Raw genomic sequence first — 25,057 nt, forward strand, 5'->3', positions numbered from 1 at the left:
CGGTGGCGCCCAATGCGCCGCCGCATCACTCGTCCGAATCGCCTGCCGGGGCAGCCGCTTGCAGCCCGTCGGGCAGCAGCGCAATGCCCAGCCCTTCGCGCACCTTGTTCTCAATCTCGCGGGCGAGGTCGGGGTTCTCGCGCAGGAACTCGCGCGCGTTGTCACGGCCCTGGCCGATCTTCTCGCCGTTGTAGGCGTACCAGGCGCCCGACTTCTCCACGATCTTGGCGGTCACGCCCATGTCGATGATCTCGCCCTCGCGGCTGATGCCCTCACCGAACAGGATGTCGAACTCGGCCGTCTTGAAGGGCGGGCTCACCTTGTTCTTGACCACCTTGACCTTGGTCTCGTTGCCGATGGCTTCGTCGCCCTTCTTGATGGTGCCGGTGCGGCGGATGTCCAGGCGCACCGAGGCGTAGAACTTGAGCGCATTGCCGCCGGTGGTGGTTTCGGGGCTGCCGAACATCACGCCGATCTTCATGCGGATCTGGTTGATGAAGATGACCGTGCAGTTGGTCTTCTTGATCGTGGCCGTGAGCTTGCGCAGCGCCTGGCTCATCAGGCGGGCCTGCAGGCCCGGCAGGGCATCGCCCATCTCGCCTTCGATTTCGGCCTTGGGCGTGAGCGCGGCGACCGAGTCGATGACGATCAGGTCCACGGCGCCCGAGCGCACCAGGCTGTCCACGATTTCCAGGGCCTGCTCACCCGTGTCGGGCTGGCTGATCAGCATGTCGGACAGCTGCACGCCGAGCTTCTGGGCGTACTGCACGTCCAGCGCGTGCTCGGCGTCCACGAAGGCGCAGGTACCACCCAGTTTTTGCATCTCGGCAATCACCTGCAGGGTGAGCGTGGTCTTGCCCGAGGATTCCGGGCCGTAGATCTCGACCACACGGCCACGTGGCAGTCCGCCCACGCCCAGGGCGATGTCCAGGCCCAGCGAGCCGGTGGAGACGACCTGGATGTCCTCGATCACCTCGCCTTCGCCCAGGCGCATGATGGTGCCCTTGCCGAATTGCTTCTCGATCTGGGCGAGCGCAGCCGCCAGCGCCTTGGCCTTTTCGGTGTTGACGGGGAGGGGGGGGTTGGTGCCTTTGACTGCGACGTCCATGGAAAACTCCTTGAGAAACAACGGGTTGGGTGTTTGCACTTCGTCTGCAATTAACTACAGGCTGGATGCTTGAACAGTAGTTTATGCGAGCCATTGCACGGCAGCAATGCACTATTTAGTCAGTTTGCCTGACAATATTGCATGCCTGATTTCTTGCCTGCGGCACCGCCGCCCACCCCCGCCGAGGACGGCTGGCGCCAGACCCACCTGGGTCGCCTGCTCGGCCATGCCATGCGCCGCTTCGACGCCCGGGTGCTGCAGCTCATGGCGCACAACGTGGAGGTGCCACTGGCGCTGTCCAACCTGGCCGCGCGCGACCAGGTGAGCGCCGCGCACGTGCACATCACGCGCCACCTGGCGCTGCAGGGCGACCGTCTGACCGATCTGGCCCAGCGCGCCGGCATGACCAAGCAGGCCATGGCCACCCTGGTGGACCAGTGCGAGGCCTGGGGCCTGGTCACGCGCTCGGCGGACCCGCTGGACGCGCGCGCGCGCCGCGTGTGCTTCACCTCCACAGGCCTGGCGTGGCTGCAGGCCTTTCGCGATGCGGTGGCCCAGGCCGAGGCGGAGTTCCGCAGCGAGGTGGGCAAGGACGTGGCCACGGTGGTGGCCATCGGGCTGGAGGCCTATGCAGGCGGCGATGCCGCCGGCATGCAGGCGCCGTGAACCCCGCTCAGGCGGCCGACGGCACCTGGGCCCGGGCGGCAGCCACCAGCCTCGCGGCATCGATCCCCAGGGCCCGCAGCGTGCGCGCGGCCACGCCCTGCGGCATGGCCGCGATGGCGGCCACCACATGCGCCCCCAGCAAGGGGCCCGCCTGCTCCTTGCTAGAACGGGCGAGGGCCTGCACCAGTTCCTGGCCCGAGGGCTGGGCGCGGTAGAGGCCGGCCGCCGCTGGGGCGTCCAGAGCGGCCGCGGGCGCCAAAGGGCCTTGCACGCCCACGGCCTGCAAGGCCTCGCGGTACTGGCGCTCGATGGCCTCACCCACGGCCGCCGGATCGGCACCGACACTCTCGAAGGCACGCCGCGCCGAGCCGTCGGGCAGGTCCATGGCTGCGAGCAGAAAGTGCTCGGCGCCCGGCGCGGGCTGGCCACGCGAACGGGCATGGGCCTCGGCATCCGTGCACAGCCGGCTCAAGGTGCGCATGCTCTGGAAACGGTGCTGCAGCTTGCGGAACATGGTGGAACTCCTTTGTCTCAGGATCGGGGGACATGGGCGGACAGCCGCTTGTGCGCGGCCTGCTTGCTGACACCCAGCGCCTGCGCGATCTGCGCCCAGGACCAGCCCTGCCGCAGCGCCGCAGCGACGGCATTGGCCTCGAGCCGGTCGGCCATCTGGCGCAAGGCCACCACGGAAGCGAGCGCGGCTTCGGGATCTTCGGGCGACGGAAGGGAGGGGAGTGCCTGCATGACGTCAACTGTAGTTGACGACTCGAAATCCGTCAACAACAGTTGACCCTGGGCCAGCCAAGCTGCCTATGCAGGCGGCAGCAGTGCAGCGGCGGACGCAGGCTCGGCACAAGCCAGCAGCCACTGACGGAACTGCTGCAGGGTCTGCAGCTGGTTGCGCCCCTCGGGGTAGCAGAACCAGTAGCCCACCTCGCTCTGGTAGCCGCAGCCGGGCAGGGGCTCGCGCACCAGGCCGCTGGTGATCTCGTCCTGCACCAGGCAGCGCGGCACCAGTGCCAGGCCCATGCCGGCCATCACCGCACGGATCATCGACTGGAACTGGTCGAACTGCGGGCCGGCCAGCGGGTTGAGCCCCTGCACCCCATGCGTTTCGCTCCAGCGCAGCCAGGCCTCGGGCACCGTGACATGGCGCAGCAAGGTGTGGCGCGCCACATCGCGCGGGTGGTCGATGGCCCAGTCCGCCACGCGGGTGCGCGGTGCGATCAGCGCCACGTCCTGACCCGTGAGGTAGTGGGCATGGGCTCCAGGCCAGTGGCCGTCGCCGAAGAGGATGGCGCAATCGAGCTCGGGCCGCTCGAAGTTGTAGCTGTGCACATAGGGCACGAAGTGCAGCGTGACCTGCGGGTGCTGCTGCTGGAACTGCGGCAGCCGCGGGATGAGCCACTTGGCCGCGAAGGTCGGCAGGCTCGACAGGTGCAGCGCGCCACCCCCATCGTCGCTGGTGATCAGCTCCAACGTGGCCGCTTCGAGCTGCGCGAGCACGGCGCGCACGGCCTTTTCATAGCGCTCGCCCGCCGGGGTCAGGGCCAGGCGCTTGCGGCTGCGCTCGAACAGCGGCACACCCACCCAGCCCTCCAGCTCCTTGACCTGCTTGCTCACAGCGCTCTGGGTCAGGTGCAGCGCTTCGGCTGCGCGCGAGACGCCCCCGAACCGGGTCACGGTGGAGAACGCACGCAGCAAGTGCAGGGGTGGAGACAGGCGGCGAAGAGACGACATAGTAAGTTCTCAAATCATTCCATATTGGAATGTTATCAGGCACATCCATTGCTTGGTAGAGGGTACCGGATCCATTAACCTCAAAGCCCCTCCATAGGAAAACCGCTCATGAAACGCCGTCATCTGCTCACCACCCTGGCTGCCGCATCTTTCGTTCCTGGAATATCCCTGGCGCAAGATGCCAAGCCCCTGCGCATCGTCGTGCCCTTTCCGCCCGGGGGTGCCACCGACATCACCGTGCGCGCACTGCAGGAGTCGCTGGTGCGCATCCTCAAGCAGCCCGTGGTGCTGGACAACCGCGCCGGCGCAGGCGGCTCCATCGGCATGGCCGAGGTGGCGCGCGCCCCGGCCGACGGCCTCACGCTGGGTGTGGCCACCTTGTCCACCCATGGCGTGAACCCGGCCGTGTACAGCAAGCTGCCCTACAACCCGATCAAGGATTTCGTGGGCGTGACCGAGATCGTCAAGGCCCCCGGCGTGGTCGTGGTGAATCCGACCGCACTGCCCGTCAAGGACTTCGCCGACCTGGTGAAGTACCTCAAGGCCAACCCCGGCCGCGTGTCGTTCGCGACGCCCGGCAACGGCACCATCGGCCATATGTGGGGCGAGCTGTTCAAGAGCAGCACGGGCACCTCCATGGTGCACATCCCCTACCGTGGTGCAGGCCCGGCCATCAACGACGTGCTGGCCGGACAGGTGGCCGTGTACTTCGACCAGGTGGCCTCCTCGCTGCCGCACATCAAGGCCGGCAAGCTCAAGGCGCTGGCGGTCTCGTGGCCCACGCGGCTTGACGTGCTGCCCGACGTCCCCACCTATGCACAGCTGGGTTTTGCCAACAACAACGACCCGTCGTGGTTCGGCCTGGTGGCCCCTGCGGGCACGCCCGCGGCCGCCGTGGACCGCATCCAGCAGGCCGTGGCCCAGGCATTGCAGGAACCTGCGGTGCGCGAGCGCCTGGCCGGCCAGGGCCTGTACCCCTCGGGCACCACGCCCAAGGACTTCTCGGCCCAGCTGGTGCGCGAGATCGAGAAGATGAAGCGCGTGGCGGCCTACGCCAGGATCGCGCTGGACTGATTTTCCCCAGGTCCCCGACAGGGGGCCTGCAAAGGCCCTAGCTGGTGAGGCCCATGGCATCCCTTCAGGGATAACCATAGTCTCCAACCGGTCCGGGCGGCTAGGCCAGCCGCCCCTTATTGCGCACACTCTGCCTATGCATGCCGCTTTGAAACTGATCAACCGACGATTCCAGCAGGCCCAGCCCGGTGCCACCGGTTCCCCCGGCACCCCGCTGGCGCCTGCGACAACCTTCACCTACCTGCCCGGCACCACCGCCCTGGTGCTCGACTCGCCGCACAGCGGCACCCGCTACCCCGACGATTTCGGCTCCGCCTGCGAGCTGCCCACGCTGCGCCGCGCCGAAGACACCCACGTCGAAAAGATCTACGACTTCGCCCCGCCGCTGGGTGTGGCCTGGGTCGAAGCCCACTTCCCGCGCATCTACCTCGATGCCAACCGCGACACCACCGAACTGGACACCACGCTGCTCGACGGTGAGTGGCCCGACCCCATCTCCACCGACCCGCGCGTGCTCTCCAAGGTGCGCCTGGGCAAGGGCCTGATCTGGAAGTTCACCGACGAAGGCGAGCCCATCTACCAGCGCCTGCTCACGGTGGACGAGGTGCGCGCGCGCATCGAGCGCTGCTGGCGCCCCTACCACGGCGCGGTGCAGCAGGCCATCGATGCCGCGCACGCACGGCACGGCTACAGCATCCACATCAACTGCCACTCCATGCCCGCCGTGGCCGCCAGCCACGCCACCGACTTCCCGGGTCTGGTGCATGCCGACTTCGTGGTCGGGGACCGCGACGGCACCACCGCCAGCCCCGCCCTCTCGGCCCTGGTCTGCGAACACCTGCGCGGCTGCGGCTACAGCGTGGAGCACAACCACCCCTACAAGGGCGTGGAGCTGGTGCGCCGCTACAGCGACCCGGCTGCGCACCGCCACAGCATCCAGCTCGAGATCAACCGCCGGCTGTACATGGACGAGACCACCCTGGCCCAGCACCCCGAGGGCATGGCACGGCTGCGCACCGACCTGCGGGCGCTGGTGGACAAGCTGCTGGCCCACGACCCGCGCTGACCCTTCAGGACAGCAGCCCGGTGACCGCCTGGAACAGCCGCGGCAGGCTGTCCCCGGCGACCGCGTTGGAATGGGCCAGGCCGGCACGGGATCCGTCCAGGGCCACGACGGAGACGGCCTGGAATCCCAGCGTCTGCCCGGTGTGCACCAGCCACCCCGAACCCTGCTCGGTCTGCGCCACCCAGCCCAGCACACAGTTGTCGGCCGGTGTGCGGCCCAGCCCCTGCAGCGCCTGCACATAGCTTCGGGGCAGGGGTGTGGCCTCGCCGCGCAGGGCCCGCAGGTGCCACTGCAGCCACAGGGCATCGTCGCGCACGGTCAGGCTCACCGCTCCGGCGGGTTCCAGGATCTCGAACCAGGCCCGCTCCGGCGCCTCGGGCAGGGCCTGGGGCTGCAGGCGCCCACCCACGACCTCGTGGCCCTGGGGCTGGTGGCCCCCATGGCGCAGGGGGGCACCCACGAACAGGGCCAGGCCCAGGGGTTGGGCAACGCGCTGGCGCAGCAGGTCTGCCCAGCCGAGGCCCGTGGCAGCGCGCAGCATCCGGGCCGCCAGTGCATAGCCGGCGTTGGAGTAGGCATAGCCCGGCAACGCCCCCGTGGCAGGGATGGGCGGCTGCTGCAGCAGCCAGCGCAGAAAGAACGCCTCGACCTCGGCAGGCTGCTGCAGCCCCACCAGCACCGGCTCCCCGGCCTGCTGCTCGAACAGGCCAATGTCCGCCGGGGCCGTGAAGGCCATGACACCGGCACGGTGGTCCAGCAGAGCCCGCAGCGTGATGTGGCGGTAGGCGGGTAGCGCGTCACGGGCCAGTTCAGGCAGCACCTGCGCCAGCGTGCTGTCCCAGCGCAGCAGCCCCTGGTCCACCACGCTGGCCGCCACGCAGGCCGTCATGGCCTTGGTGTTGGAGCCGATGGCCATCAGGTCGCCTGGCTCCAGCAGTGCACGGCCCCCCAGGCGGCGCAGGCCGGCCACCGCCGTGCGGACCTCACGGACATCGGCCCAGCCCACGGCGGTGCCGACCAGCCCCTCGGTCACCAGGGCGCTGGCGTGCGACTGCAGGCGCACCTGCTCCGGATCGAAGGACTCACCAACACCACCGCCGCCGCAGGCGGTGAGCAGGGTACCCAGTCCCAGGAAGGCCAGCCACTGGCGGCGAGGGAGGGCGGCACGGGGCGCCGCGGGAAGGATCGGAAGCTGCATGGCATCTCGTACAAAAAAAGAAGATGCCCGATTGTTGGAACCCGAACCTTGGGCTCAGCCAAAGGCCGCGGGCCAGCGCAGCGTGAACCCCACGCCGCGCCCGTGCAGGCCCGGCCCCAGGGTGACGCTGCCGCCCAGGTGGGCCACGGCCTGCTGTGCGATGGTGAGCCCCAGGCCCGATCCGCTGCTGCGCGCGCGCGGCGAGCGCCAGAAGCGCTCGAACACCTGCGCCTGTTCGTTCACACCGATGCCCGGCCCGTCGTCCGCAATCCAGACCACCACCTCCGCGCCCTCCTGCGTGGCCCGCACCAGCACCTCGCGCCCGGCGCCTGGCCCGCATCCGTGCCGCAGGGCGTTGTCCAGCACATTGCCCAGCGCCGACCACAGCAGTTGGCGGTCAAGCGGCAGCACCCAGCGTTCCGGTGCCTCCAGGGACAGCTCCACGCCCAGGCCGTCGGCCCAGGGGCTGCGCTGCACCACGCAATCCTGGAGCAGGGCCACCAGGTCCAGTGGGCCCGCCCGCAGGCTGGGGGACTCCTCCAGTGCCGCCAGGGTGAGCAATTGCTCGCTCAGGTGCGCTGCACGCTGCAGGGCCTGCACCAGGGCGTCGGCGGCCTGCGCGCGCACCGGCCCCTCCGGTGCCTGCAGCAGGACATGGGCCTGGGCGGCGATCACCGCCATCGGCGTGCGCAATTCGTGGGCCGCGTCGTGCACCAGGGCTTTCTCACGCGCCAGGTGCCCGCGCAGCCGGCCCAGCAAGGCGTCGAAGGCCTGGGCCAGCCCCCGCAACTCCCGCTCGGCCGGCAGGTTCTGCAAGGGCCGCAGGTCCTGCGCCGAGCGCGCGGCAATCTGCGCCCCCAGCTTTTCCAGCGGGCGCAGGCCGGTGCGCACGGCCAGCCACAAGGGCAGGCCCACCAAGGGCAGCGCCAGCAGCACCGACATCGCCAGGTCTTCGCCCATGAAGCCCAGCAGGCGCGCATCGGACAGGCGCGGCTCGGCCACCAGCACGCGCCAGGCGCCGGCGGATTCCCAGGCCGCCCAGTAGGTTCGGCCGGCAATCTCCATGGGCGCATGGCCCGAAGGCCCGGCCAGGGCCACCCCGGGCACGTCTGCAGCGCTGCTGTGCACCAGCCGTCCCTGCGCGTCCTGCAGTTGCAGCACGACTTTATCGCCCTGCAGCAGGGCCACGTCGGTGCGCATGGCATTCAGGGCCTGGGCCATGCCGCGCACGAGCGCCCGCGCCTCGACCACATCGGGCATGGCCTTCAGAGGGACCGCCAGGCCCTGGGCCAGCTGGCGCACCCCCGGGTTGCTGTCCATCGCTGCGTAGTGGTTGCGAGCCTCCTGGGCCAGCAGCACCAGCCATACCAGCGCCATGGCCGCCAGCAGGGCCAGCAAGGTCCGGCGCGTGAGGCTGGGGCCCCACCAACGTGGCCGCAGCGCCGGCGCCGTCATGGCTGTTGCAGCCGGTAGCCGACGCCGCGCACGGTGGCGATGCGCTCCGCGCCGATCTTCTTGCGCAGGTTGGAGACATGCACCTCCAGCGTGGCGGCGTCCAGGGCATCGCCCAGCGGTTCGAGCCGCTGGGCCAGCACGTTCTTGGCGATCACCGTGCCGGGCTCGCGCGCCAGCTCCAGCAGCAGCCGGAATTCGCGCGGCGACAGCGCCAGGGGTACCTCGTCCAGCCAGGCTTCGTGCCGCCGCGGTGCGATCCGCAGGGCGCCCAGCATCCACTCGTCGCTGGTCTGCCGGGCGCTGCGCCGCAGCACGGCATGCAGCCGGGACAGCAGCTCGGGCACATGGAAGGGCTTGAGCACATAGTCATCGGCCCCGCCGTCCAGGCCGTCGATCCGGTCCTGCAGCGCCGTGCGGGCGGTGATGACGATCACGGGCAGCGCCAGGCCAGCGCGGCGCCAGCGGCGCAGCAGCGCCATGCCCTGGCCGTCGGGCAAGGTCAGGTCGAGCAGCACCGCGGCCACCTCGTCGGCATCGGGCACGGGCGGCGTCGCCGCCGCGCTGCGCAGCCATTGCACGGTGAAGCCATCGAGCTGCAGGGCCTGCAGCAGCGCCTGCCCCAGGTCCAGGTCGTCTTCGATGAGCAGGATGTGCATGGCGCGCATTGTCCATGCGCCAGGCTTGCACCCAGCCAAAGGCCGCGCGCTTTCGGCGCCAACCGGCGAGGGCCGGCACTGAACCGATGGCACGCCCTAGAATCCAACCCAGAACCTGCCCTACAGGCCGCCCACCAGGAGACACCCGCATGCGCATCCTCATTGCCGAAGACGACCAGGTGCTGGCCGATGGCCTGCTGCGCACCTTGCGCAGCTCCGGTGCCGTGGTGGACCACGTGGCCAGCGGCAGCGAGGCCGATGCCGCGCTGCTGACCAACAACGAGTTCGACCTCCTGATCCTGGACCTGGGCCTGCCGCGCATGCACGGGCTGGAGGTGCTCAAGAAGCTGCGCAGCCGGGGTTCGGCCCTGCCGGTGTTGATCCTCACCGCGGCCGACAGCGTGGAAGAGCGCGTCAAGGGCCTGGATTTCGGCGCCGACGACTACATGGCCAAGCCCTTCAGCCTGCAGGAGCTCGAAGCGCGCGTGCGCGCCCTCACGCGCCGCGGCATGGGCGGCACCAGCAGCGCCATCAAGCATGGCCCGCTGGTCTACGACCAGGCCGGCCGGGTGGCCACCATCGACGGCAAGATGGTGGAGCTGTCCGCGCGCGAGCTCGGCCTGCTGGAGGTGCTGCTGCAGCGCGCCGGGCGCCTGGTGAGCAAGGAGCAGTTGGTCGAGCGCCTGTGCGAATGGGGCGAGGAGGTGAGCAACAACGCCATCGAGGTCTACATCCACCGCCTGCGCAAGAAGATCGAGCGCGGCCCGATCCGCATTGCCACGGTGCGCGGCCTGGGTTACTGCCTCGAAAAGATCCCGGGCTAGTCCTTGAAAATCTTCCAGCGCGAGCAGCGCTCCCTGTTCGGCGAGATCCTGGACTGGATGCTCACCCCGCTGCTGCTGCTGTGGCCCGTGAGCCTGGCGCTGACTTGGCTGGTGGCCCAGGGCCTGGCCAACAAGCCATTCGACCGGGCGCTGGAGTACAACGCCCATGCCCTGGCCCAGCTCGTGGGCGTGCAAAAAGGGGCCGTGCAGTTCAACCTGCCCCAGCCGGCCAGCGAAATCCTGCGTGCCGACGATTCCGACGTGGTGTACTACCAGGTCAAGGGCGTGAGCGGCGAGTTCCTCTCGGGCGAGCGCGAACTGCCGGCACCCCCTTCCGACGAAGTGCCCATGCCCGGCGAGGTGCGGCTGCGCGATGCCGAGCTGCGCGGCATCGACATCCGCGTGGCCTACATCTGGGTGCGCCTGCCCCTGAAGGACAGCCCCCTGGCGCTGGTGCAGGTGGCCGAGACGCGCGAGAAGCGCAGCGTGCTGGCCACCGAAATCATCAAGGGCGTGATGCTGCCGCAGTTCGTGATCCTGCCGCTGGCTGTGCTGCTGGTGTGGCTGGCGCTGGCGCGCGGCATCCAGCCGCTGAACCAGCTCGAGCAGCGCATCCGCGCGCGCAACCCCGACGACCTGTCGCCGCTGGACGACCGCACCGTGCCGCTGGAGGTGGCGCCCCTGGTCTCCTCGGTGAACGACCTGCTCACGCGCCTGCACGATTCGCTGGCCACGCAAAAGCGCTTTCTGGCCGATGCGGCGCACCAGCTCAAGACCCCGCTGGCAGGCCTGCGCATGCAGGCCGACCTGGCCCAGCGCGAGGGCACCAGCACCGAGGAGCTCAAGCGCTCGCTGCAGCAGATCGGGCGCTCCAGCATCCGCGCCACGCACACCGTCAACCAGCTGCTGGCCCTGGCGCGCGCCGAGGGCAGCGGTGTGGGGTTTGCGCGCCAGCCCTGCGACCTGGCGCGCCTGGCCATCGAGGTGGTGCGTGACTCGGTGCCGCGCGCGCTCGAAAAACGCATCGACCTGGGCTACGACGGGGCCGAGCCCGGCTCGCCCGGCGTCTGGGTGGACGGCAACCCCACGCTGCTCAAGGAACTGGTGCGCAACCTGGTGGACAACGCGCTCAACTACACCCCGTCGGCACCCGACCGGCCCGGCGTGGTGACCGCGCGCGTGCTGGCCGACACCTTCGGCCGGGTGCTGCTGCTGCAGGTGGAGGACTCGGGCCCGGGCGTGCCCGAATCCGAGCGCGATCTGGTCTTCCAGCCCTTCTACCGCGCGCTCGGCAGCGACGCCGACGGCTCGGGCCTGGGCCTGCCCATCGTGCTGGAGATCGCGCGCAAGCACGGGGCCGAGGTGCAGCTCGAAGACGCCCACCCGGGCATGCAGCCGCCAGGGGCACGTTTCAGCGTGCGCTTTGCAGCCAGCGAGCACGCCCCCACCTGAGCAAGCACCGGGAACGCCAGTCCAAGGCACCATGCAACCCCCTTCCGCCAGAGACCCCATGCCCCCTTCCGCTTCGCCGCCGCGCCGCTTTCGTAACACCGATGCCCAGGTCGTGATCGGCAACTTCCCCTGGTACGAGATGGCCTGGCGCTCGCTGCGCGGTGATTTCAAGCCGCGCACCGAGCCCGCCGGGGGTTACGCACGCTTCGTGCGCGACTGGACGCAGCCCGTGGACCATGCGCTGCTGGCGCAGCGGCACGGGGCGCCGGTGGTGACCTGGCTGGGCCATGTCTCCATGCTGCTGCAGGTGGCGGGCCTGAATGTGCTGATCGACCCCACGCTGGCCAGCCATGCCGGGCCGCTGGGCCGTTTTGGCGCGCCGCGGCGCGTACCGCCGCCGCTCACGCCCGAGCAATTGCCGCGCATCGACGCGGTGCTGGTCTCGCACAACCACTACGACCACCTGTGCAGCGCCACCTTGAAGCGTTTGCGCGCAGCGGGGCAAAACCCGCGCTTCATCGTGCCCCTGGGGCTCAGGGACTGGTTCCTGCGCCGCGGGATGGCCGACACCACGGAGCTCGGCTGGTGGGACAGCGTGGAGCTGGCGCCCGGTGTACGCGTGCACTTCACCCCGGCCCAGCACTGGAGCCGGCGCAGCCTGAACGACACCAATGCCTCGCTGTGGGGCGGCTACCTGCTGGAATGGAACCGGCCGGATGTGGCGCAGCCCTGGCGCTTCCTGTTCCCGGGCGACACGGGCTACAGCGGCGATTTCAAGGCCATCCGCCAGCGCCTGGGCGCCGTGGACTTCCTGGCCCTGCCGATCGGCGCCTACCTGCCGCGCGACTTCATGAAGCCCATGCACGTGAACCCCGCGGATGCCGTGCAGCTGATGCTGGACGTCGAGGCACGCCAGGCCATGGGCGTGCACTGGGGCACCTTTGCACTCACCCAGGAGGCCTTCGACCACCCGCCGCGCGACCTGGCCGCGGCGCTGGCCGAGCGCGGCGTGCCGGCCGAGCGCGTCTGGCTGCTGCGGCACGGGGAGACGCGGGCGATCCCGCTGTAGCCAGGGCGCCGCACCAGGCGGCCCTCAGAGCCTGTTCAAAGTCTTTTTGAAACCGCGCAAGTCCCTTTTCGGGATGGGATGCTAGGCGCGGTGCGCAGTTGATAGCTCAGCTATCAACAAGCGCCGCAACGCCGCAAACCGCCCGAAAAGGCACTTGCCCGAAGGGTTGGGGCGAAATCGGGCGATTGGACGCCCCGGCTGCTTGTATGGGCATGAGCCCATGCAGCGCATCCAAAGCATCCACTCATCCCGATTGCGCCCCAACGCGGCTGCAAAAAGACTTTGAACAGGCTCTTACCCCACCGCACGCACCGACATCAGCGCCATGAAGAGGTAGCCATTGTCGGAGGGCGCGCGGTACACCCCGCGCGCACCGAGCACCTGGGCGGCGACGCCCGAGAGCTCCCAGCCGTCCGTCACGTCCGCATCCCAGCGTGGCACGGTCAATGGCAGAAAGCCCTGCACCTCACCCCATTCGCGCACGGCCGGTATGCGGGTGCTCACCTTGGCATGGTTGCCGAAGTTCGCCCAGGCCCAGAGCCAGGTGCCGCTGGCCTTGGAGACCGAGCCGATGAACTCGATGTCCGCCACGACCTTGGGGACCCCCTCGTGCGAGAAGGTCAGCGTGCCCTGCGCCTGGTCGTAATCCCAGCGCTCGAAGCGCGAGATGCCGTGGTCCGCTTCGAGCGCCTGCTGCTTGTGGACCAGCGCATGGTGGGCGTCGACCACGGCATCTTCCCAGGCATGCTGCTGCGGCTCGGCCATGGCGCCGACGCTCTGGGCCATGGCGTTTTGGTAGCAATGGTGGCAGAGGATCTTCAGGTCCAGACAGCCTTCGTTGCGCTCGTTCCACTCGCCGCCTTCCTTCATCAGCTCGGCATTGCAACTGGCGCACCAGGCGTCGGGAAAGGGGTAGTCGACCTCGGGGGCGTCGCAGAACCAGCGCTGCGCGGGGTTGCCGTGCAGGTGGCCGCAGACATAGGTGGGTGTGGCTTCGCCGTGCTCGCCGCACTGGATGGAAGAGGCTTCTTCGGTCATGGGATCAGGTTCGCAAGGAAAAAGGGGACGGCATCGGACGCCTGTGTGCGCACGGCCCGCATGCGCCGGCAGCTCAGCTGCAGCTGCGCAGCGCCTTGCCGGCCAGCGCGCCGCGCAGCGTATCGAGTTGCGGACGCAGCCCCTCGGTCACGGCCGGCAGGCGCAGCGTGAAGCCCGTGGACTCGGGCCGCTCCTGGATCACGCGGGCGGTGCGCACACCTTTCTCGCCCAGGGCCACCAGCTCGCGCTTGGCGGCCTCCTCGGTCGCAAAGCGGCCCAGGGACAGGCCGATCTCGAGCGTGCCGCCCGGCCGGTCGAAATCCACCTTGCGCGCACGCAGCTCGGCGCGCTTCTTGTCCAGGGCCTCCTGGTCTTCGAAGCGGCCCATGTAAACCATCCAGCGGCCGGGCAGGGGCGTGGACTCCAGCGCCCAGCTGCCCTGCGGCAGGCCACCGGCAGCGCTGCGCAGTGCATCGGCCTGGCGCTCGTCGAACACACCGGCCTGCAGGCACTCGGTGGCCGTTGAGGCAGGTGCGGCTTCGGCCACGGGGGGCGGGGGAGTCGGGCTGTTGGAGCGGGCCCGCAGGATCTGCAGCGTCTCGGGGCGCAGCTGCTGGCCCATGCGCTGGGGCTCGCCTTCCTGCACGGGCGCCAGGCCCCATTCGCGCAGATGCCCATGCGACCAGGCGAAATAGCCGCCATTGGCCAGCAGCAGGATCAGGATGAGCAGGCGCAGCATGCAGCTCCCTCTTTCATGACGGCAGCACGGGGCTGGGCCGCACGCTGATTTCCGAGCTCGTGACGGCCTGCATGCCGCTGGCGGTCTGTACCAGCAGGGCACCATCCTCGCCCACGCCGTGGGCCGTGCCCGCCTGCCCATCGCTGAGCGCCACGGCGCGGCCCTGCAGGATGTCGCGCTGCGCGAAGCGGGCCTGCATCGGGGAGAAGCCGTAGCCCTCGAAGGACTGCAGCATGGCCACCAGGGGCGGCACGATGCGCAGCAAGGCCTCGGGGGCCGTGAGGCCAGGTTCCAGCTCCTGCAGACTGGCCGGCGGCATGCTCATGCCCTCGCCGCTGCGCGGCAGCACATTGATGCCGATGCCCACGACCACATAGCGGATCGCCGGGGCGCGCTCCGCCGGGGCACCCTGCGGCGCCACGAAGCTCGCGGTTTCGACCAGGATGCCGCCGAGCTTGCGGTCGCCGGTGATCCACAGATCATTGGGCCACTTGAGTCCGACGCGGGGCGCCTGCCCGGCGGCAGGCAGTACGGGCTGCAGGCTCTCGGCCACGCTGACCCCCACGGCCAGCGACAGGCCCGACCAGTCGGCCGGAGCCAGGGGCAGGCCCAGGCTCATCATGAGCGAGGCGCCCACGTCGCTCTGCCAGGCCCGGCCCAGGCGCCCACGCCCGGCCGTCTGCTGCTCGGCCACGAGCAGGGTGGGGTCGCACAGGCCCGCGCGCGCACGGCGCATGAGTTCGGTGTTGGTGGAGTCGATGCTGGGCAGCACCTCGACGGAAAAGCCCGGCAGTTGGGGCACCACGGCTTCCCAGAGGGCTTCGGCAGGCCAGCGCAGGGAGAGTGCGGTCATGGCCTGGCGCCCTGCGCGGGCTGCGCCGTCTGGAGGGCCTCGGCGCCGCCGTCGCTCTTTTTGTTACTTTTTTTACGCGCCGGTGCAGCAGGCTCGGGCGGCATCGGAGGACGCCAGCCGCGCTTGGGCGCCAGCAGGGTACCCCGGCAGTTGTCGCTGCCGCACCAGCAGGGGTACTCGGCCTTGAGCTTCTTGGTGTAGGGTTCGTCGATGATCAGGCCATAGTCGTAGTTGAGCTCTTCACCGGCAGCGATGTTGCGCAGCGCGGTGATGAAGATGCGGCCATCGCGCTCGTCGGCGTAGCAGTTGGGGTTGCAGCTGTGGTTGATCCAGCGCGAGGAGTTGCCGCCGAACTTCGCGTCGATCACGCGGTCTTCATCCACATGGAAATAGAAGGTATGGTTGGGCTGCAGGGGATCGTGGGGGTGGCGGTCTTGCGCCTCCTCCCAGCCGATCACTTCGCCCGTGTATTCAACAAGGACTTCGCCCTCTGCAATATCCTGCACGGCAAAAACGCCGTTGCCGTGCACGCCCGAGCGCCTGGTCTGGATGCGGCGGCCCGATGGATGGGAAGGGGCGGCGGTCGATGCGGTGCGGGGCATGGCAAAAACTCTGTTAACTTGAATATGCACACATGCGCGTGCGCGTGTACGCGTGAGGCAACGAATTGTAGAAGCGACCGGCCGGATGCCGGACAGCCAGACTGGCGAGAAACCAAAAAATGACCAAGACCCTGGTAATTGCAGAAAAACCTTCGGTGGCGCAGGACATCGTGCGCGCACTGACCCCGGTGGCGGGCAAGTTCGACAAGCACGACGACCACTTCGAGAACGACCGCTATGTGGTCACCAGCGCCGTGGGCCACCTGGTGGAGATCCAGGCGCCCGAGGAATTCGACGTGAAGCGCGGCAAGTGGAGCTTTGCCCACCTGCCGGTGATCCCGCCGTACTTCGACCTCAAGCCGGTGGACAAGACCAAGACGCGCCTGAACGCGGTGGTCAAGCAGGCCAAGCGCAAGGACGTGACGCAGCTCATCAACGCCTGTGACGCGGGCCGCGAAGGGGAGCTGATCTTTCGCCTGATCGAGCAGTACGCCGGCGGCGCCAAGCCCCTGGGCAAGCCCGTCAAGCGGCTGTGGCTGCAGTCCATGACGCCCCAGGCCATCCGCGATGGCTTCGACGCCCTGCGCAGCGAGCAGCAGATGGCGGGCCTGGCGCATGCCGCGCGCAGCCGCAGCGAGGCCGACTGGCTGGTGGGCATCAACGGCACGCGGGCCATGACGGCCTTCAATTCACGTGACGGGGGCTTCTTCCTGACCACCGTGGGCCGGGTGCAGACGCCCACGCTGTCGCTGGTGGTGGAGCGCGAGGAGAAGATCCGCAAGTTCGTGAGCCGCGACTACTGGGAAGTGCACGCCAGCTTCGCCGCCGAGGCGGGCGAGTACCCCGCCAAGTGGTTCGACCCGAAGTGGAAGAAAAGCGAGGACGTGGAGCTGCGCGCCGACCGCGTCTGGTCGCAGCGCGAGGCCCAGGCGATTGCCGATGCCGTGCGCGGCCAGAAGGCCACCGTCACCGAGGAAAGCAAGCCCACGACCCAGGCATCGCCCCTGCTGTTCGACCTGACCAGCCTGCAGCGCGAGGCCAACGGCAAGTTCGGCTACTCGGCCAAGACCACGCTGGCGCTGGCACAAAGCCTGTACGAGCGCCACAAGGCGCTGACCTACCCGCGTACCGATTCGCGCGCGCTGCCCGAGGACTACCTGCCCGTGGCGCGCCAGACCTTCGAGATGCTGGCCGACAGCAGCATGCGCCACCTGGCACCGCACGCGCGCACGGCGCTGACCAACAACTACGTGCGCCCTTCCAAGCGCATCTTCGACAACGCCAAGGTGAGCGATCACTTTGCCATCATCCCCACGCTGCAGGCGCCGAGCGGCCTGTCCGAGGCCGAGCAGAAGCTGTACGACCTGGTGGTGCGCCGCTTCATGGCGGTGTTCTTCCCGAGCGCCGAGTACACGGTGACCACGCGCATCAGCACCGCCGTGGGCCACAGCTTCAAGACCGAGGGCAAGGTCCTGGTCAAGCCGGGCTGGCTGGCCATCTACGGCAAGGAAGCGGCCGACGAGGTCGAGGGTGGTAAGGACGGCGACAAGGGCCAGAACCTGGTGCCCGTGAAGCCCGGCGAGACCGTGCGCACCGAGCAGGTAGACCCCAAGGGCCTCAAGACCAAGCCCCCGGCACGCTACTCCGAAGCCACGCTGCTGGGCGCCATGGAAAGCGCCGGCAAGCAGATCGACGACGACGAGCTGCGCGAGGCCATGCAGGAAAAAGGCCTGGGCACGCCTGCCACGCGCGCGGCCATCATCGAAGGCCTGCTGACCGAGAAGTACATGCTGCGCGAAGGCCGCGAGATCATCCCCACGGCCAAGGCCTTCCAGCTCATGACGCTGCTGCGCGGGCTGGAGGTCGAGGAGCTGTGCCGCGCCGACCTGACGGGCGAATGGGAGTTCAAGCTCTCGCAGATGGAAAAGGGGCAACTGAGCCGCGAGTCCTTCATGGCCGACATCGCCGCCATGACCGAGCGCATGGTCAAGAAGGCCAAGGAATACGACCGCGACACCATCCCGGGCGACTACGCCACACTGGAAACCCCGTGCCCCAACTGCGGCGGCGTGGTCAAGGAAAACTACCGCCGCTTCGCCTGCGTGGGCAAGCCCGGTGCCGAGCCCTGCGGCTTCAGCTTCGGCAAGTCGCCTGCGGGCCGCACCTTCGAGACCGCCGAGGCCGAGGCCCTGCTGCGCGACAAGAAGATCGGGCCACTCGAAGGATTCCGCTCCAAGGCGGGCTGGCCGTTCACGTCCGAGATCGTCATCAAGTACGACGACGAGGCGCACAACTACAAGCTCGAGTTCGATTTCGGCGACGACAAGAACGCCGAGGAATCGGGCGAGCTGGTGGAGTTTGCCGATGCGTCCCTGGGCCCCTGCCCGATCTGCGGTGCCGGCGTGCACGAGCACGGCGCCAACTACGTGTGCAGCAAGGCCGTGCCCACCGCCGCCCAGCCCACGCCGAGCTGCACCTTCAAGAGCGGCAAGATCATCCTGCAGCAGCCGGTGGAGCGCGAGCAGATGCACAAGCTGCTGGAAACGGGCAAGACCGATCTGCTCGACAAGTTCGTCTCCATGCGCACGCGCCGCGCGTTCAAGGCCTTCCTGGCCTGGGACAAGGAAGCCGGCAAGGTGAACTTCGAGTTCGCGCCGAGCAAGTTCCCGCCGCGCAAGCCCGCCGCTGGCGCCTTTGCCGGCAAGACGGCCGCAGCCAAGGCCCCGGCCAAGGCGGCTGCCGCGAAGAAAGCGCCGGCCAAGAAGGCCGCGGCCACCAAGACCGCCGCCGCCAAGGCGCCGCGCAAGGCCACCGCAGGCGCTGCCCCCAGTGCCGCGCTGGCGGCCGTCATCGGCACCGAGCCGGTGGCCCGGCCCGAGGCCGTGAAGAAGCTCTGGGAGTACATCAAGGCGAACAACCTGCAGGACCCCAAGGACAAGCGCACCATCGTCGCCGACGACAAGCTGCGCGCGGTGTTCGGCAAGGACTCGGCCGGCATGTTCGAGCTGGCCGGCATCCTGGGCCAGCACCTGGGCTGATGGGAGGGGGCCACGGCCATGCGCAACCCCTGGAAACCCACGCTCTGGACACTGGCCGTGCTGGCGGCCGCCGGGACGGCCTGGTGGACGGCCGACCAATGGCTGCCCCAGGTCCGGCCCTGGGTCGACAAGGCCTGGAGCAAGATGAACCGCCCCGGTGAGGATTCCCTGCCTCCCGAGAAGAAAACCGCGCAGGGTGCTGCCGCGGGTACGCGTGGGGCAGCCTCGGCCCCAGTGCCCCAGCTGCGCAAATGCACCCAGGACGGCCGCACGGTCTATACCGACGAGGCCTGCCCGCCGGGCAGCCAGGAACAGAAGGTGGAAGGTTCGGTCACCTCCTTCCCGCGCGCACAGTGAGCACGGAGCCGGCACGCAGCGCGCCGGCCATGTCGCATTTTTCCTATCGCCAGAGGGCTTGCAAGCCTAGTCTCAGGGGTCCTTGATCCACCCAACGCCTGCCACGGTGCGGGCCCCTGACACATGCAGCAAAAACACCTGCGCGGTTTTCTTTTCCTCCTGGCCATTGCCGGCATGGCCGTCCCCTGGTACTTCAACCTGGTGTATTTCCAGGGCGGGGGCAGCGTCGCGCCCGACGTGTACTGGCGCGATGCCGCCGCCAACGCGTTGACCACCGGCATCACCGTGGACGTGTACCTCGCAGCCGTGGCGTTCTCGGCCTGGGTGGCCAGTGACCGCCGCCTCGGGGCGTGGCGCTGGGCCTACGTGGCGGCCTGCTTCGGCATCGGCCTGGCGTTCGCGCTGCCCCTGTACCTGGCTCAGCGCCTGCGCGGCGAATCTGCCGCCTGATGCGCCTGCGCGCCGACCTGCAAGGGCCAATGCGCGCTGGGTGAACTCCGGGCCGCCTCCTGCACCAGCCCCTGCAGGGGCTGGCCTGCCAGCCTGCGCATGTCACGCGCCATGTGCGATTGGTCGTAGTAGCCCTGGTCGGCCGCGAGGTGCGCACCGGGCTCCGTCGGTACGGCCATCGCGTGCTGCAGCGTGGCGCTGAACCGGGCGATGACCTGGAACTGCTTGGGCGTCATGCCCCACTCGGCGACAAAGCGCCGCTCGAACTGGCGCGGCCCCACGCCCGAAAACGACGCTGTGCCCTGCGCGCTCGCGCCTGCGTGCTCCAGCAAGGCCCTGGCCTGCACCAGGCGCTCTTCGCACTGCGCTTGTGAGGCCCGCTCCTGGCGCACGAACTGCCACAGCGCGCCGATGCGGCCCTCGTCATCGGGCGCCGCACGGATGGCCTGCTCGGCAAGGGCCCAGGACGCTGCGGCCATTGTCGCCATGGGCCGCACCGCGTTCACGACGCCCCGCCCGGCGGCCAGCAGCGACGGCACCGCCTCGGGCCGCAGCATCAGCCCCACGGCGCGCACACGGCCCTGGTGCACATAGGCCGTGGCCACCGTGCTGGCACTGATCCAGGCCGCGGCAGGCAGCACCGTGCCGTCACGCAGCACCTCGCCTTCGAGGCGCACGACCAGCATGCTGCCCACCATGGCCGGGAACTGCGAGCCCTGCAGTTCGGCCGGGCTGTCCACGGCCACCGCCCCCTCCAGCCAGGGCTGCAAATCGCAAGGGGAAGGGACAAAGCGCTGCACCGCCCAATTTTGCACAATTTGGCACAACTTCGGCAGCACCGACGGGGGGTGGCAGGCCCGGGGCCTGGGCCAGAATGGCGGCTCCTTCGCCGCCCCTCCTGCATGAACCGCTCTCTGCTCCGCACCTTTGCGCTCCTGACCATGTCTGCCATGCTGCCCCTGGCCGCCGGCGCCAGGCCGTCGGCACCGCCTCCCGACTACCCGCGCCTGTCCGACAACACCGCGGCATCGCAGAACCTGGAAGTGCGCAAGGTGCTGCACGGCCAGGTGGAGGGCCTGTTCGCGCTGCCGCGCACACGCCAGCTGGTGGCCGTGGCCGGTGGCTACCTGTGGAAATTCGGCCCGCAAGGGGAACTGCTGGACAGCCTGCGCGTGCCCAGCGGAATCCACACCTCGGGCATCGTCTTCACGCCGCAGTACTACACCGACTGGGTGTACAGCGGCGAGCGGCAGCGCAAAGCGTACGCCCCCACCGTGGACGGCAACCGGCTGTCGCAGGGCGAGCTGTTTGCCGAGCTGGACCGCGCCGAACACGTGGAATTCGGCCGCAACGAAACCAGCGCCTGGGCCTACCTGCTGTCGGGCGGCAAGGCATGGGTCCTGGACATCACCCGCTGGCGCGACAAGGTGGACACCTACTGCCGCCAGCGCAGCCATTCGGACGAGAAACTGGGCTGGAACGCCACCTGCCTTGATGGCTACCGCCCCGCCCGCAAGGGCTGGCAGGAGATCGAGCCCGAGGACTTCTACCGCTCGCCGCCAGATGCCTCGCACGCCCGGGTGGTGGACTTCCAGCGCCGCCGTCTGCACCTGGAGGAGGGCATCAGCGGGCAATTGCTCGGTGCCACCGTAGGCGTGGCCCTCAAGGCCCTGGGCGTGCCTGGCAACCTGCCCAGCCGCTACTGGTTCGGCGATGCCTCCACGGAGCTGCGCGTGGGCGGCGAGGTGCTCAGGTTCAAGGCTTTCATCCCCCGCGAGGATGGCAAGTACCACTTTCCCAACATGGCCTGGTGGGACCTGTCACCGGCACTGCCGGGCGCGAACCCCTGGTTCACGGTGCACCCGCGCAGCTACCTGCACCACCCGGGCGAGGAGGCCTTGCTGCGCCACTACGAGAAGGACATCGGCCTGTACGTGGTGCGCCCCCGCGGGGCCGTGCCGGCGCCTGCCACGGACCGCGAGGCCGGCACCTGGCGCCCGGTGTTCAACGGACCCACGACCCACTCGTACGCGGTGAGCGGCAACGTGGAGTTTGCGGCCGCGCCTGCCGCACACACCTGGCTGCGCAAGCCCGAGGCACGCCAGCGCATCGCCGGCCTGGGACCGCAGATCCCGATGGAAGCGCTGTGGCCTGCGCTGCGCGAACCACCGGTTGCGCTGACGCTGCAGTGGACCGCATCGTCCGAGGAAGAAGAGACCCGGCTGCGCATCGACCTGCCCGCGGCGCCAACCCGAGCGGCCTTCGAGCGGCTCGCTGGCGGCAAAGGCCCCGTGGAGCTGGTGGTGCAGGTGCCCGACCTGCAAGGCCCGGTGTCGGGCATATCGGTGCTGCTGCGCAGCGGCAGCCTGCAGCAGGCCCTGCCAGGCGCCCGCATCGCCTACCTGGGCCAGCCGCCACGCCCCGCGTCCACGCGCGCCGAGACGCTCCGCGTGCTCAGGGAAGCGAACAGCGCCGCGCAGCGCTCGCCCGGTGCACTGCCCGCCTTCCTGCAGGCCGCCCAGGACCTGGCGCAGGACCTGCAGCGCGCGCAGGACCTGTCCTCGGACATCACCCACGCCTATGCGCAGCTGGTCAACCACTTCAACGGCCAGCGGGATTTCGCCTCGTCCTCGCGCCTGGTGCGCCACTACCTGGCCCAGGTCTACCCGCACGTGGGCAAGTACCGCCGCGACGACAAGGAGGTCTACAACGTCGGGGTGATCGCCAGCCAGACCCTGGCCTTTGCCCTGCACACCAACGAGCCCGACCTGGCCCAGGCCGTGATGGCAACCCTGATCGGTTCCGGCTTCGACCCGGCGGTGCAGACCAACGCAACGCTGATGTACAACCTGGCCTGCTACTACGCCCTCACGGGCGACAAGGCGCGCATGCTGCAGGCGGCAGCCAGGGCGCGCAGCCTGGGCAAGCCCCCTTCACAATTCCTGCAGGACACGGATTTCGACCGGTACCGGCAGGACGCCGACTTCCTGCAGGTCGTCAACGCCAGCTAGCCCTCAGTGGGCTGTGCCTGCAGCGGGGCGGGCGGCCTCCACCTGGGCGTTCACACGCTCGGCCAGGGCCATGTCGCCCGGAGTCTCGGGCGTGAACTTGTCCACCGCACGGGGTGCACCGTCCTCGTCCAGTGCTGCGTAGACGGCTGCGCAATGGGTGACCTGGCGCAGCTCCTTTTCCCGGATGCCGCCGCTGCGCACCTCGATCAGCATGTTCATGCTGGTCTCGCCCGTGTGGGCCAGGCTGGCCTGCACCTCCACCAGGTCACCGGGGTGGATGGGCCGGTCGAAACTGGCGTTGCCCATGAAGGCCGTCACGCAGTTGTCCCCGGCCCAGGCGCTGGCACAGGCAAAGCCGGCCTCGTCCATCCAGCGCAGCACCGTGCCGCCGTAGATGCGGCCGGACGCCGACGGGGCGGTGTGCGACGCCAGAAAGCGCAGGGTGATGGAATGCATGCGGTGGTCTCCTCGGAAGCTGCTGTCGGTATATCCGATTAAGCGCCCTGCACCCTGTAGGAACGCACCGCCACCCACCGAACGGGCGTGTTGGGGCGACCTGCGGCGCAGCACCGGCGCATCTGGCATGTCGCTTGCTGAAAGGCCGGGGACCCCCCCTGCCCCCGACCCGGCGCCGCGCCGGGGCCGCAACCCCGCGCATGCAACGGCTGCCGCTCTTCGCCATGTCCTCCTTGCACCGCCTGCCTCTGGCCCGCAAATTCCTGGTTCTCGGGCTGATCGCCCTGGGGATGATCGCCTTGCCGACCTCCATGCACGTGCGCGATGCGCTGCAGGACATGGCCGCCGCACGCCAGGAGGCGCGCGGCGCCCCTGCGCTGCTGGCGCTCAACAAGCTGGTGCAGGGCATGCAGGTGCACCGGGGTCTCTCGGCCAGCATGCTGGGCGGCAACGAGGCCCTGGCCGCGCGCCGGCCCGCCGCGCGCGAGGCGGTGGACAAGGCCCTGGCAGAGGCGAGCACCCGGCTGGCACAGGCCGGCGCGCCCGCTGCCGAAGACAGCACCTTGAAGCAGCTGCACCAGACCTGGCAGGCCCTGGAGCAGGCTGTGGCGGCGCGCAACCTGCAGCCGGCCCAGAGCACAGCGCAGCACACCCAGCTCATTGCCGGGGTGATGCGCCTGAACGAGACCCTGCTCCACCACTACGGACTGGCGCTCGACCCCGGCCAGGACACGAATGCCCTGGTCCAGGCCTCGCTGGTGCACGTGCCCATGCTCGGAGAAAAGCTCGGCGTGATGCGCGCGCAAGGCTCTGCCGCGCTGAGCAGCAAGGCCCTGGCCCCCGAGGGCAAGGGTGGGCTGGTGGCGCTGCAGCAGCGCGTGGTGGAGCTGCAGGGCGACACGCTGCGCAGCCTGGAACGCGCCATGGGCCACAACCCGGCCTTTCGCCTGGCCCTGGGCGGCGCGGCCCAGGCGGTGGACACGCAGGTCCAGCAGGCGCTGCAGCGCGCCGGCAGGGACATCCTCCAGGCCACCGAGCTCTCGGCGCCGGCCTCGGACTATTTCGACGAGTTCACGCGCACCATCGACGCACTCTATGCCCTCAATGCCCAGGCCATGGACCTGCTCAACGGCGCCCTGCAGGAGCGCGTCGCAGGCCTGCAGCGGCAGTTGCTGTGGCAGCTCGGCCTGCTGGCGCTGGCCCTGGTGGCGGCCATCGTGCTGGCACGCGGCTTCGCGCGCTCCATCACCGTGCCGCTGGCACAGGCGGTGCAGCTGTCCAATGCCGTGGCCCAGGGCGACCTGCGCGCCACGGCCACGGCAGAGCCCCATGGCAGCGATGAAGTGGGCCAGCTCATGGCGGCCCTGGTGCAGATGCGCCGCCAACTGACCGACGTGGTGGGCCAGGTGCGCGCGGGCTCCGAGGGCGTGGCCACGGCCAGCGCCCAGATCGCGCAGGGCAACCACGACCTGTCGGCACGCACCGAGAGCCAGGCCAGCGCTCTGGAAGAAACCGCCGCCTCGATGGAGGAACTGGGCTCCACCGTGCGCCAGAATGCGGACAGCGCGCGCCAGGCCAGTGCATTGGCCGGCGAAGCGCGCACCGTTGCAGTGCAAAGCGGCGAGGTCGTCACCCAGGTGGTGCAGACCATGCAGGGCATCAGCGCCGCGTCGCAGAAGATCGCCGACATCATCGGCGTGATCGACTCCATCGCCTTCCAGACCAACATCCTGGCGCTCAATGCCGCCGTCGAGGCGGCCCGCGCCGGCGAGCAGGGCCGGGGCTTTGCCGTGGTGGCCAGCGAGGTGCGCAGCCTGGCCGGGCGCAGTGCCGAGGCCGCGCGCGAGATCCGCACGCTGATCCATGCCAGCGTGGAGCGTGTGCAGCAGGGCAACCAGCTGGTGGAGCGCGCCGGCAGCACCATGCACGAGGTGGTGACGGCCATCGGCCGGGTGAACGACCTCATGGGCGAGATCAGTGCCGCCAGCCACGAGCAGTCGCTGGGCGTGGCCCAGGTGGGCGAGGCCGTGACGCAGATGGACCAGGCCACGCAGCAGAACGCCGCCCTGGTCGAGGAGATGGCGGCGGCCGCGGGCAGCCTGCAAAGCCAGGCCGAGGAACTGGTGCAGGTGGTTTCGGTGTTCCGCATCGGCGATACGGTCCCCACGGCACCCTCCATGCCGCGCCTGCGCTGAGGCTGAGCAG

Annotated in this window: 24 protein-coding genes; 11 read left to right on the top strand and 13 right to left on the bottom strand. The window is 69.4% G+C overall.

Annotation, left to right across the window (positions count from 1 at the left end):
- Positions 1 to 25 precede the first annotated feature (25 nt).
- Positions 26 to 1,108, bottom strand: coding sequence for a recombinase RecA (gene recA, locus AC07PF_RS05490; protein WP_007860707.1), 1,083 nt, complete (start codon positions 1,106 to 1,108; stop codon positions 26 to 28).
- Between the two features lie 141 nt (positions 1,109 to 1,249).
- Between recA and AC07PF_RS05495 the strand changes: the two genes are divergently transcribed.
- Positions 1,250 to 1,774 carry a MarR family winged helix-turn-helix transcriptional regulator gene (locus tag AC07PF_RS05495; RefSeq protein WP_494611117.1) on the top strand — a complete coding sequence of 175 codons (525 nt, stop codon included), beginning with the start codon at positions 1,250 to 1,252 and terminating at the stop codon, positions 1,772 to 1,774.
- Between the two features lie 7 nt (positions 1,775 to 1,781).
- On the opposite strand, the gene AC07PF_RS05500 is transcribed toward AC07PF_RS05495, so the two are convergent.
- The 3 genes from AC07PF_RS05500 to AC07PF_RS05510 form a co-directional block, all read right to left on the bottom strand.
- Positions 1,782 to 2,288 carry a Clp protease N-terminal domain-containing protein gene (locus AC07PF_RS05500; RefSeq protein ID WP_494611118.1) on the bottom strand — a complete coding sequence of 169 codons (507 nt, stop codon included), beginning with the start codon at positions 2,286 to 2,288 and terminating at the stop codon, positions 1,782 to 1,784.
- Between the two features lie 17 nt (positions 2,289 to 2,305).
- Positions 2,306 to 2,518 (bottom strand): helix-turn-helix domain-containing protein, encoded by a 213-nt coding sequence (locus tag AC07PF_RS05505; protein ID WP_007860703.1) that lies wholly within the window; start codon positions 2,516 to 2,518, stop codon positions 2,306 to 2,308.
- A gap of 66 nt (positions 2,519 to 2,584) precedes the next feature.
- Positions 2,585 to 3,514 carry a LysR substrate-binding domain-containing protein gene (locus tag AC07PF_RS05510; protein WP_007860700.1) on the bottom strand — a complete coding sequence of 310 codons (930 nt, stop codon included), beginning with the start codon at positions 3,512 to 3,514 and terminating at the stop codon, positions 2,585 to 2,587.
- Positions 3,515 to 3,622: 108 nt separating this feature from the next.
- Here AC07PF_RS05510 and AC07PF_RS05515 point away from each other — a divergent pair, with 108 nt between their 5' ends.
- Positions 3,623 to 4,588, top strand: a complete 966-nt coding sequence (locus AC07PF_RS05515; RefSeq protein WP_007860698.1) for a tripartite tricarboxylate transporter substrate binding protein BugE — start codon at positions 3,623 to 3,625, stop codon at positions 4,586 to 4,588.
- A 136-nt stretch (positions 4,589 to 4,724) separates the two neighbouring features.
- The gene (locus AC07PF_RS05520; protein WP_494603835.1) at positions 4,725 to 5,654 is read left to right on the top strand and encodes an N-formylglutamate amidohydrolase; all 930 of its coding nucleotides are present in this window, start codon (positions 4,725 to 4,727) and stop codon (positions 5,652 to 5,654) included.
- A 4-nt stretch (positions 5,655 to 5,658) separates the two neighbouring features.
- On the opposite strand, the gene AC07PF_RS05525 is transcribed toward AC07PF_RS05520, so the two are convergent.
- The 3 genes from AC07PF_RS05525 to AC07PF_RS05535 are packed head-to-tail and all read right to left on the bottom strand — an operon-like array spanning position 5,659 to position 8,963.
- Complete coding sequence (locus AC07PF_RS05525) at positions 5,659 to 6,852, bottom strand: serine hydrolase domain-containing protein (protein ID WP_494611119.1); 1,194 nt, start codon at positions 6,850 to 6,852, stop codon at positions 5,659 to 5,661.
- Between the two features lie 54 nt (positions 6,853 to 6,906).
- On the bottom strand, positions 6,907 to 8,307 hold the full coding sequence (locus AC07PF_RS05530) for a sensor histidine kinase (protein ID WP_494611120.1): 1,401 nt from the start codon (positions 8,305 to 8,307) through the stop codon (positions 6,907 to 6,909).
- Positions 8,304 to 8,963, bottom strand: coding sequence for a response regulator (locus AC07PF_RS05535; RefSeq protein ID WP_494603829.1), 660 nt, complete (start codon positions 8,961 to 8,963; stop codon positions 8,304 to 8,306). The genes AC07PF_RS05530 and AC07PF_RS05535 overlap by 4 nt, the downstream gene beginning before the upstream one ends.
- Positions 8,964 to 9,112: 149 nt before the next feature.
- On the opposite strand from AC07PF_RS05535, the gene AC07PF_RS05540 reads away from it, so the two are divergent.
- From AC07PF_RS05540 to AC07PF_RS05550, 3 genes are read left to right on the top strand one after another with little or no spacing between them, the layout of a single operon-like run.
- A complete protein-coding gene (locus tag AC07PF_RS05540) occupies positions 9,113 to 9,787 on the top strand; it encodes a response regulator (RefSeq protein ID WP_007860685.1) in 675 nt (224 codons plus the stop codon).
- Between the two features lie 3 nt (positions 9,788 to 9,790).
- On the top strand, positions 9,791 to 11,239 hold the full coding sequence (locus AC07PF_RS05545; protein ID WP_108016577.1) for a sensor histidine kinase: 1,449 nt from the start codon (positions 9,791 to 9,793) through the stop codon (positions 11,237 to 11,239).
- 58 nt (positions 11,240 to 11,297) lie between these two features.
- Positions 11,298 to 12,308, top strand: a complete 1,011-nt coding sequence (locus tag AC07PF_RS05550; RefSeq protein WP_494611121.1) for an MBL fold metallo-hydrolase — start codon at positions 11,298 to 11,300, stop codon at positions 12,306 to 12,308.
- Between the two features lie 294 nt (positions 12,309 to 12,602).
- On the opposite strand, the gene AC07PF_RS05555 is transcribed toward AC07PF_RS05550, so the two are convergent.
- The 4 genes from AC07PF_RS05555 to AC07PF_RS05570 form a co-directional block, all read right to left on the bottom strand.
- The gene (locus tag AC07PF_RS05555; RefSeq protein ID WP_494611122.1) at positions 12,603 to 13,346 is read right to left on the bottom strand and encodes a DUF6882 domain-containing protein; all 744 of its coding nucleotides are present in this window, start codon (positions 13,344 to 13,346) and stop codon (positions 12,603 to 12,605) included.
- Positions 13,347 to 13,419: 73 nt separating this feature from the next.
- Complete coding sequence (locus AC07PF_RS05560; RefSeq protein WP_007856130.1) at positions 13,420 to 14,085, bottom strand: SPOR domain-containing protein; 666 nt, start codon at positions 14,083 to 14,085, stop codon at positions 13,420 to 13,422.
- 13 nt (positions 14,086 to 14,098) lie between these two features.
- Complete coding sequence (locus AC07PF_RS05565; protein ID WP_145693995.1) at positions 14,099 to 14,938, bottom strand: biotin--[acetyl-CoA-carboxylase] ligase; 840 nt, start codon at positions 14,936 to 14,938, stop codon at positions 14,099 to 14,101.
- Positions 14,935 to 15,540: an SET domain-containing protein gene (locus AC07PF_RS05570; RefSeq protein ID WP_007856132.1), complete on the bottom strand. Its 606-nt coding sequence runs from the start codon at positions 15,538 to 15,540 to the stop codon at positions 14,935 to 14,937. The genes AC07PF_RS05565 and AC07PF_RS05570 overlap by 4 nt, the downstream gene beginning before the upstream one ends.
- A 119-nt stretch (positions 15,541 to 15,659) precedes the next feature.
- On the opposite strand from AC07PF_RS05570, the gene AC07PF_RS05575 reads away from it, so the two are divergent.
- The 3 genes from AC07PF_RS05575 (at position 15,660) to AC07PF_RS05585 (ending at position 19,385) form a co-directional block, all read left to right on the top strand.
- Positions 15,660 to 18,578 (top strand): DNA topoisomerase III, encoded by a 2,919-nt coding sequence (locus AC07PF_RS05575; protein ID WP_494611123.1) that lies wholly within the window; start codon positions 15,660 to 15,662, stop codon positions 18,576 to 18,578.
- A gap of 18 nt (positions 18,579 to 18,596) precedes the next feature.
- Positions 18,597 to 18,935 (top strand): DUF4124 domain-containing protein, encoded by a 339-nt coding sequence (locus tag AC07PF_RS05580; protein WP_494611124.1) that lies wholly within the window; start codon positions 18,597 to 18,599, stop codon positions 18,933 to 18,935.
- Positions 18,936 to 19,058: 123 nt separating this feature from the next.
- Positions 19,059 to 19,385: a DUF2834 domain-containing protein gene (locus AC07PF_RS05585; RefSeq protein WP_145693999.1), complete on the top strand. Its 327-nt coding sequence runs from the start codon at positions 19,059 to 19,061 to the stop codon at positions 19,383 to 19,385.
- On the opposite strand, the gene AC07PF_RS05590 is transcribed toward AC07PF_RS05585, so the two are convergent.
- A complete protein-coding gene (locus tag AC07PF_RS05590) occupies positions 19,355 to 20,185 on the bottom strand; it encodes an AraC family transcriptional regulator (protein WP_494611125.1) in 831 nt (276 codons plus the stop codon). The two genes, AC07PF_RS05585 and AC07PF_RS05590, sit on opposite strands and share 31 nt — an antisense overlap.
- 141 nt (positions 20,186 to 20,326) lie before the next feature.
- Between AC07PF_RS05590 and AC07PF_RS05595 the strand changes: the two genes are divergently transcribed.
- On the top strand, positions 20,327 to 22,396 hold the full coding sequence (locus tag AC07PF_RS05595; protein WP_494611126.1) for a TPR end-of-group domain-containing protein: 2,070 nt from the start codon (positions 20,327 to 20,329) through the stop codon (positions 22,394 to 22,396).
- 3 nt (positions 22,397 to 22,399) lie between these two features.
- Here the strand turns inward: AC07PF_RS05595 and AC07PF_RS05600 are convergent, their stop codons facing one another.
- Positions 22,400 to 22,852: an acyl-CoA thioesterase gene (locus tag AC07PF_RS05600; protein ID WP_007860216.1), complete on the bottom strand. Its 453-nt coding sequence runs from the start codon at positions 22,850 to 22,852 to the stop codon at positions 22,400 to 22,402.
- Positions 22,853 to 23,076: 224 nt separating this feature from the next.
- Between AC07PF_RS05600 and AC07PF_RS05605 the strand changes: the two genes are divergently transcribed.
- On the top strand, positions 23,077 to 25,047 hold the full coding sequence (locus AC07PF_RS05605) for a methyl-accepting chemotaxis protein (protein ID WP_494611127.1): 1,971 nt from the start codon (positions 23,077 to 23,079) through the stop codon (positions 25,045 to 25,047).
- Positions 25,048 to 25,057 lie beyond the last annotated feature (10 nt).

The organism is Acidovorax sp. GW821-FHT10A04 (genome assembly GCF_059415825.1).

Excerpts from the sequence above, each read along its gene's own strand:
- recA (WP_007860707.1), bottom strand. The coding sequence starts at position 1,108 with ATGGACGTCGCAGTCAAAGGCACCAACCCCCCCCTCCCCGTCAACACC.
- AC07PF_RS05495 (WP_494611117.1), top strand. The coding sequence starts at position 1,250 with ATGCCTGATTTCTTGCCTGCGGCACCGCCGCCCACCCCCGCCGAGGAC.
- AC07PF_RS05500 (WP_494611118.1), bottom strand. The coding sequence starts at position 2,288 with ATGTTCCGCAAGCTGCAGCACCGTTTCCAGAGCATGCGCACCTTGAGC.
- AC07PF_RS05505 (WP_007860703.1), bottom strand. The coding sequence starts at position 2,518 with ATGCAGGCACTCCCCTCCCTTCCGTCGCCCGAAGATCCCGAAGCCGCG.
- AC07PF_RS05510 (WP_007860700.1), bottom strand. The coding sequence starts at position 3,514 with ATGTCGTCTCTTCGCCGCCTGTCTCCACCCCTGCACTTGCTGCGTGCG.
- AC07PF_RS05515 (WP_007860698.1), top strand. The coding sequence starts at position 3,623 with ATGAAACGCCGTCATCTGCTCACCACCCTGGCTGCCGCATCTTTCGTT.
- AC07PF_RS05520 (WP_494603835.1), top strand. The coding sequence starts at position 4,725 with ATGCATGCCGCTTTGAAACTGATCAACCGACGATTCCAGCAGGCCCAG.
- AC07PF_RS05525 (WP_494611119.1), bottom strand. The coding sequence starts at position 6,852 with ATGCAGCTTCCGATCCTTCCCGCGGCGCCCCGTGCCGCCCTCCCTCGC.
- AC07PF_RS05530 (WP_494611120.1), bottom strand. The coding sequence starts at position 8,307 with ATGACGGCGCCGGCGCTGCGGCCACGTTGGTGGGGCCCCAGCCTCACG.
- AC07PF_RS05535 (WP_494603829.1), bottom strand. The coding sequence starts at position 8,963 with ATGCACATCCTGCTCATCGAAGACGACCTGGACCTGGGGCAGGCGCTG.
- AC07PF_RS05540 (WP_007860685.1), top strand. The coding sequence starts at position 9,113 with ATGCGCATCCTCATTGCCGAAGACGACCAGGTGCTGGCCGATGGCCTG.
- AC07PF_RS05550 (WP_494611121.1), top strand. The coding sequence starts at position 11,298 with ATGCCCCCTTCCGCTTCGCCGCCGCGCCGCTTTCGTAACACCGATGCC.
- AC07PF_RS05555 (WP_494611122.1), bottom strand. The coding sequence starts at position 13,346 with ATGACCGAAGAAGCCTCTTCCATCCAGTGCGGCGAGCACGGCGAAGCC.
- AC07PF_RS05560 (WP_007856130.1), bottom strand. The coding sequence starts at position 14,085 with ATGCTGCGCCTGCTCATCCTGATCCTGCTGCTGGCCAATGGCGGCTAT.
- AC07PF_RS05565 (WP_145693995.1), bottom strand. The coding sequence starts at position 14,938 with ATGACCGCACTCTCCCTGCGCTGGCCTGCCGAAGCCCTCTGGGAAGCC.
- AC07PF_RS05570 (WP_007856132.1), bottom strand. The coding sequence starts at position 15,540 with ATGCCCCGCACCGCATCGACCGCCGCCCCTTCCCATCCATCGGGCCGC.
- AC07PF_RS05575 (WP_494611123.1), top strand. The coding sequence starts at position 15,660 with ATGACCAAGACCCTGGTAATTGCAGAAAAACCTTCGGTGGCGCAGGAC.
- AC07PF_RS05580 (WP_494611124.1), top strand. The coding sequence starts at position 18,597 with ATGCGCAACCCCTGGAAACCCACGCTCTGGACACTGGCCGTGCTGGCG.
- AC07PF_RS05585 (WP_145693999.1), top strand. The coding sequence starts at position 19,059 with ATGCAGCAAAAACACCTGCGCGGTTTTCTTTTCCTCCTGGCCATTGCC.
- AC07PF_RS05595 (WP_494611126.1), top strand. The coding sequence starts at position 20,327 with ATGTCTGCCATGCTGCCCCTGGCCGCCGGCGCCAGGCCGTCGGCACCG.
- AC07PF_RS05600 (WP_007860216.1), bottom strand. The coding sequence starts at position 22,852 with ATGCATTCCATCACCCTGCGCTTTCTGGCGTCGCACACCGCCCCGTCG.
- AC07PF_RS05605 (WP_494611127.1), top strand. The coding sequence starts at position 23,077 with ATGTCCTCCTTGCACCGCCTGCCTCTGGCCCGCAAATTCCTGGTTCTC.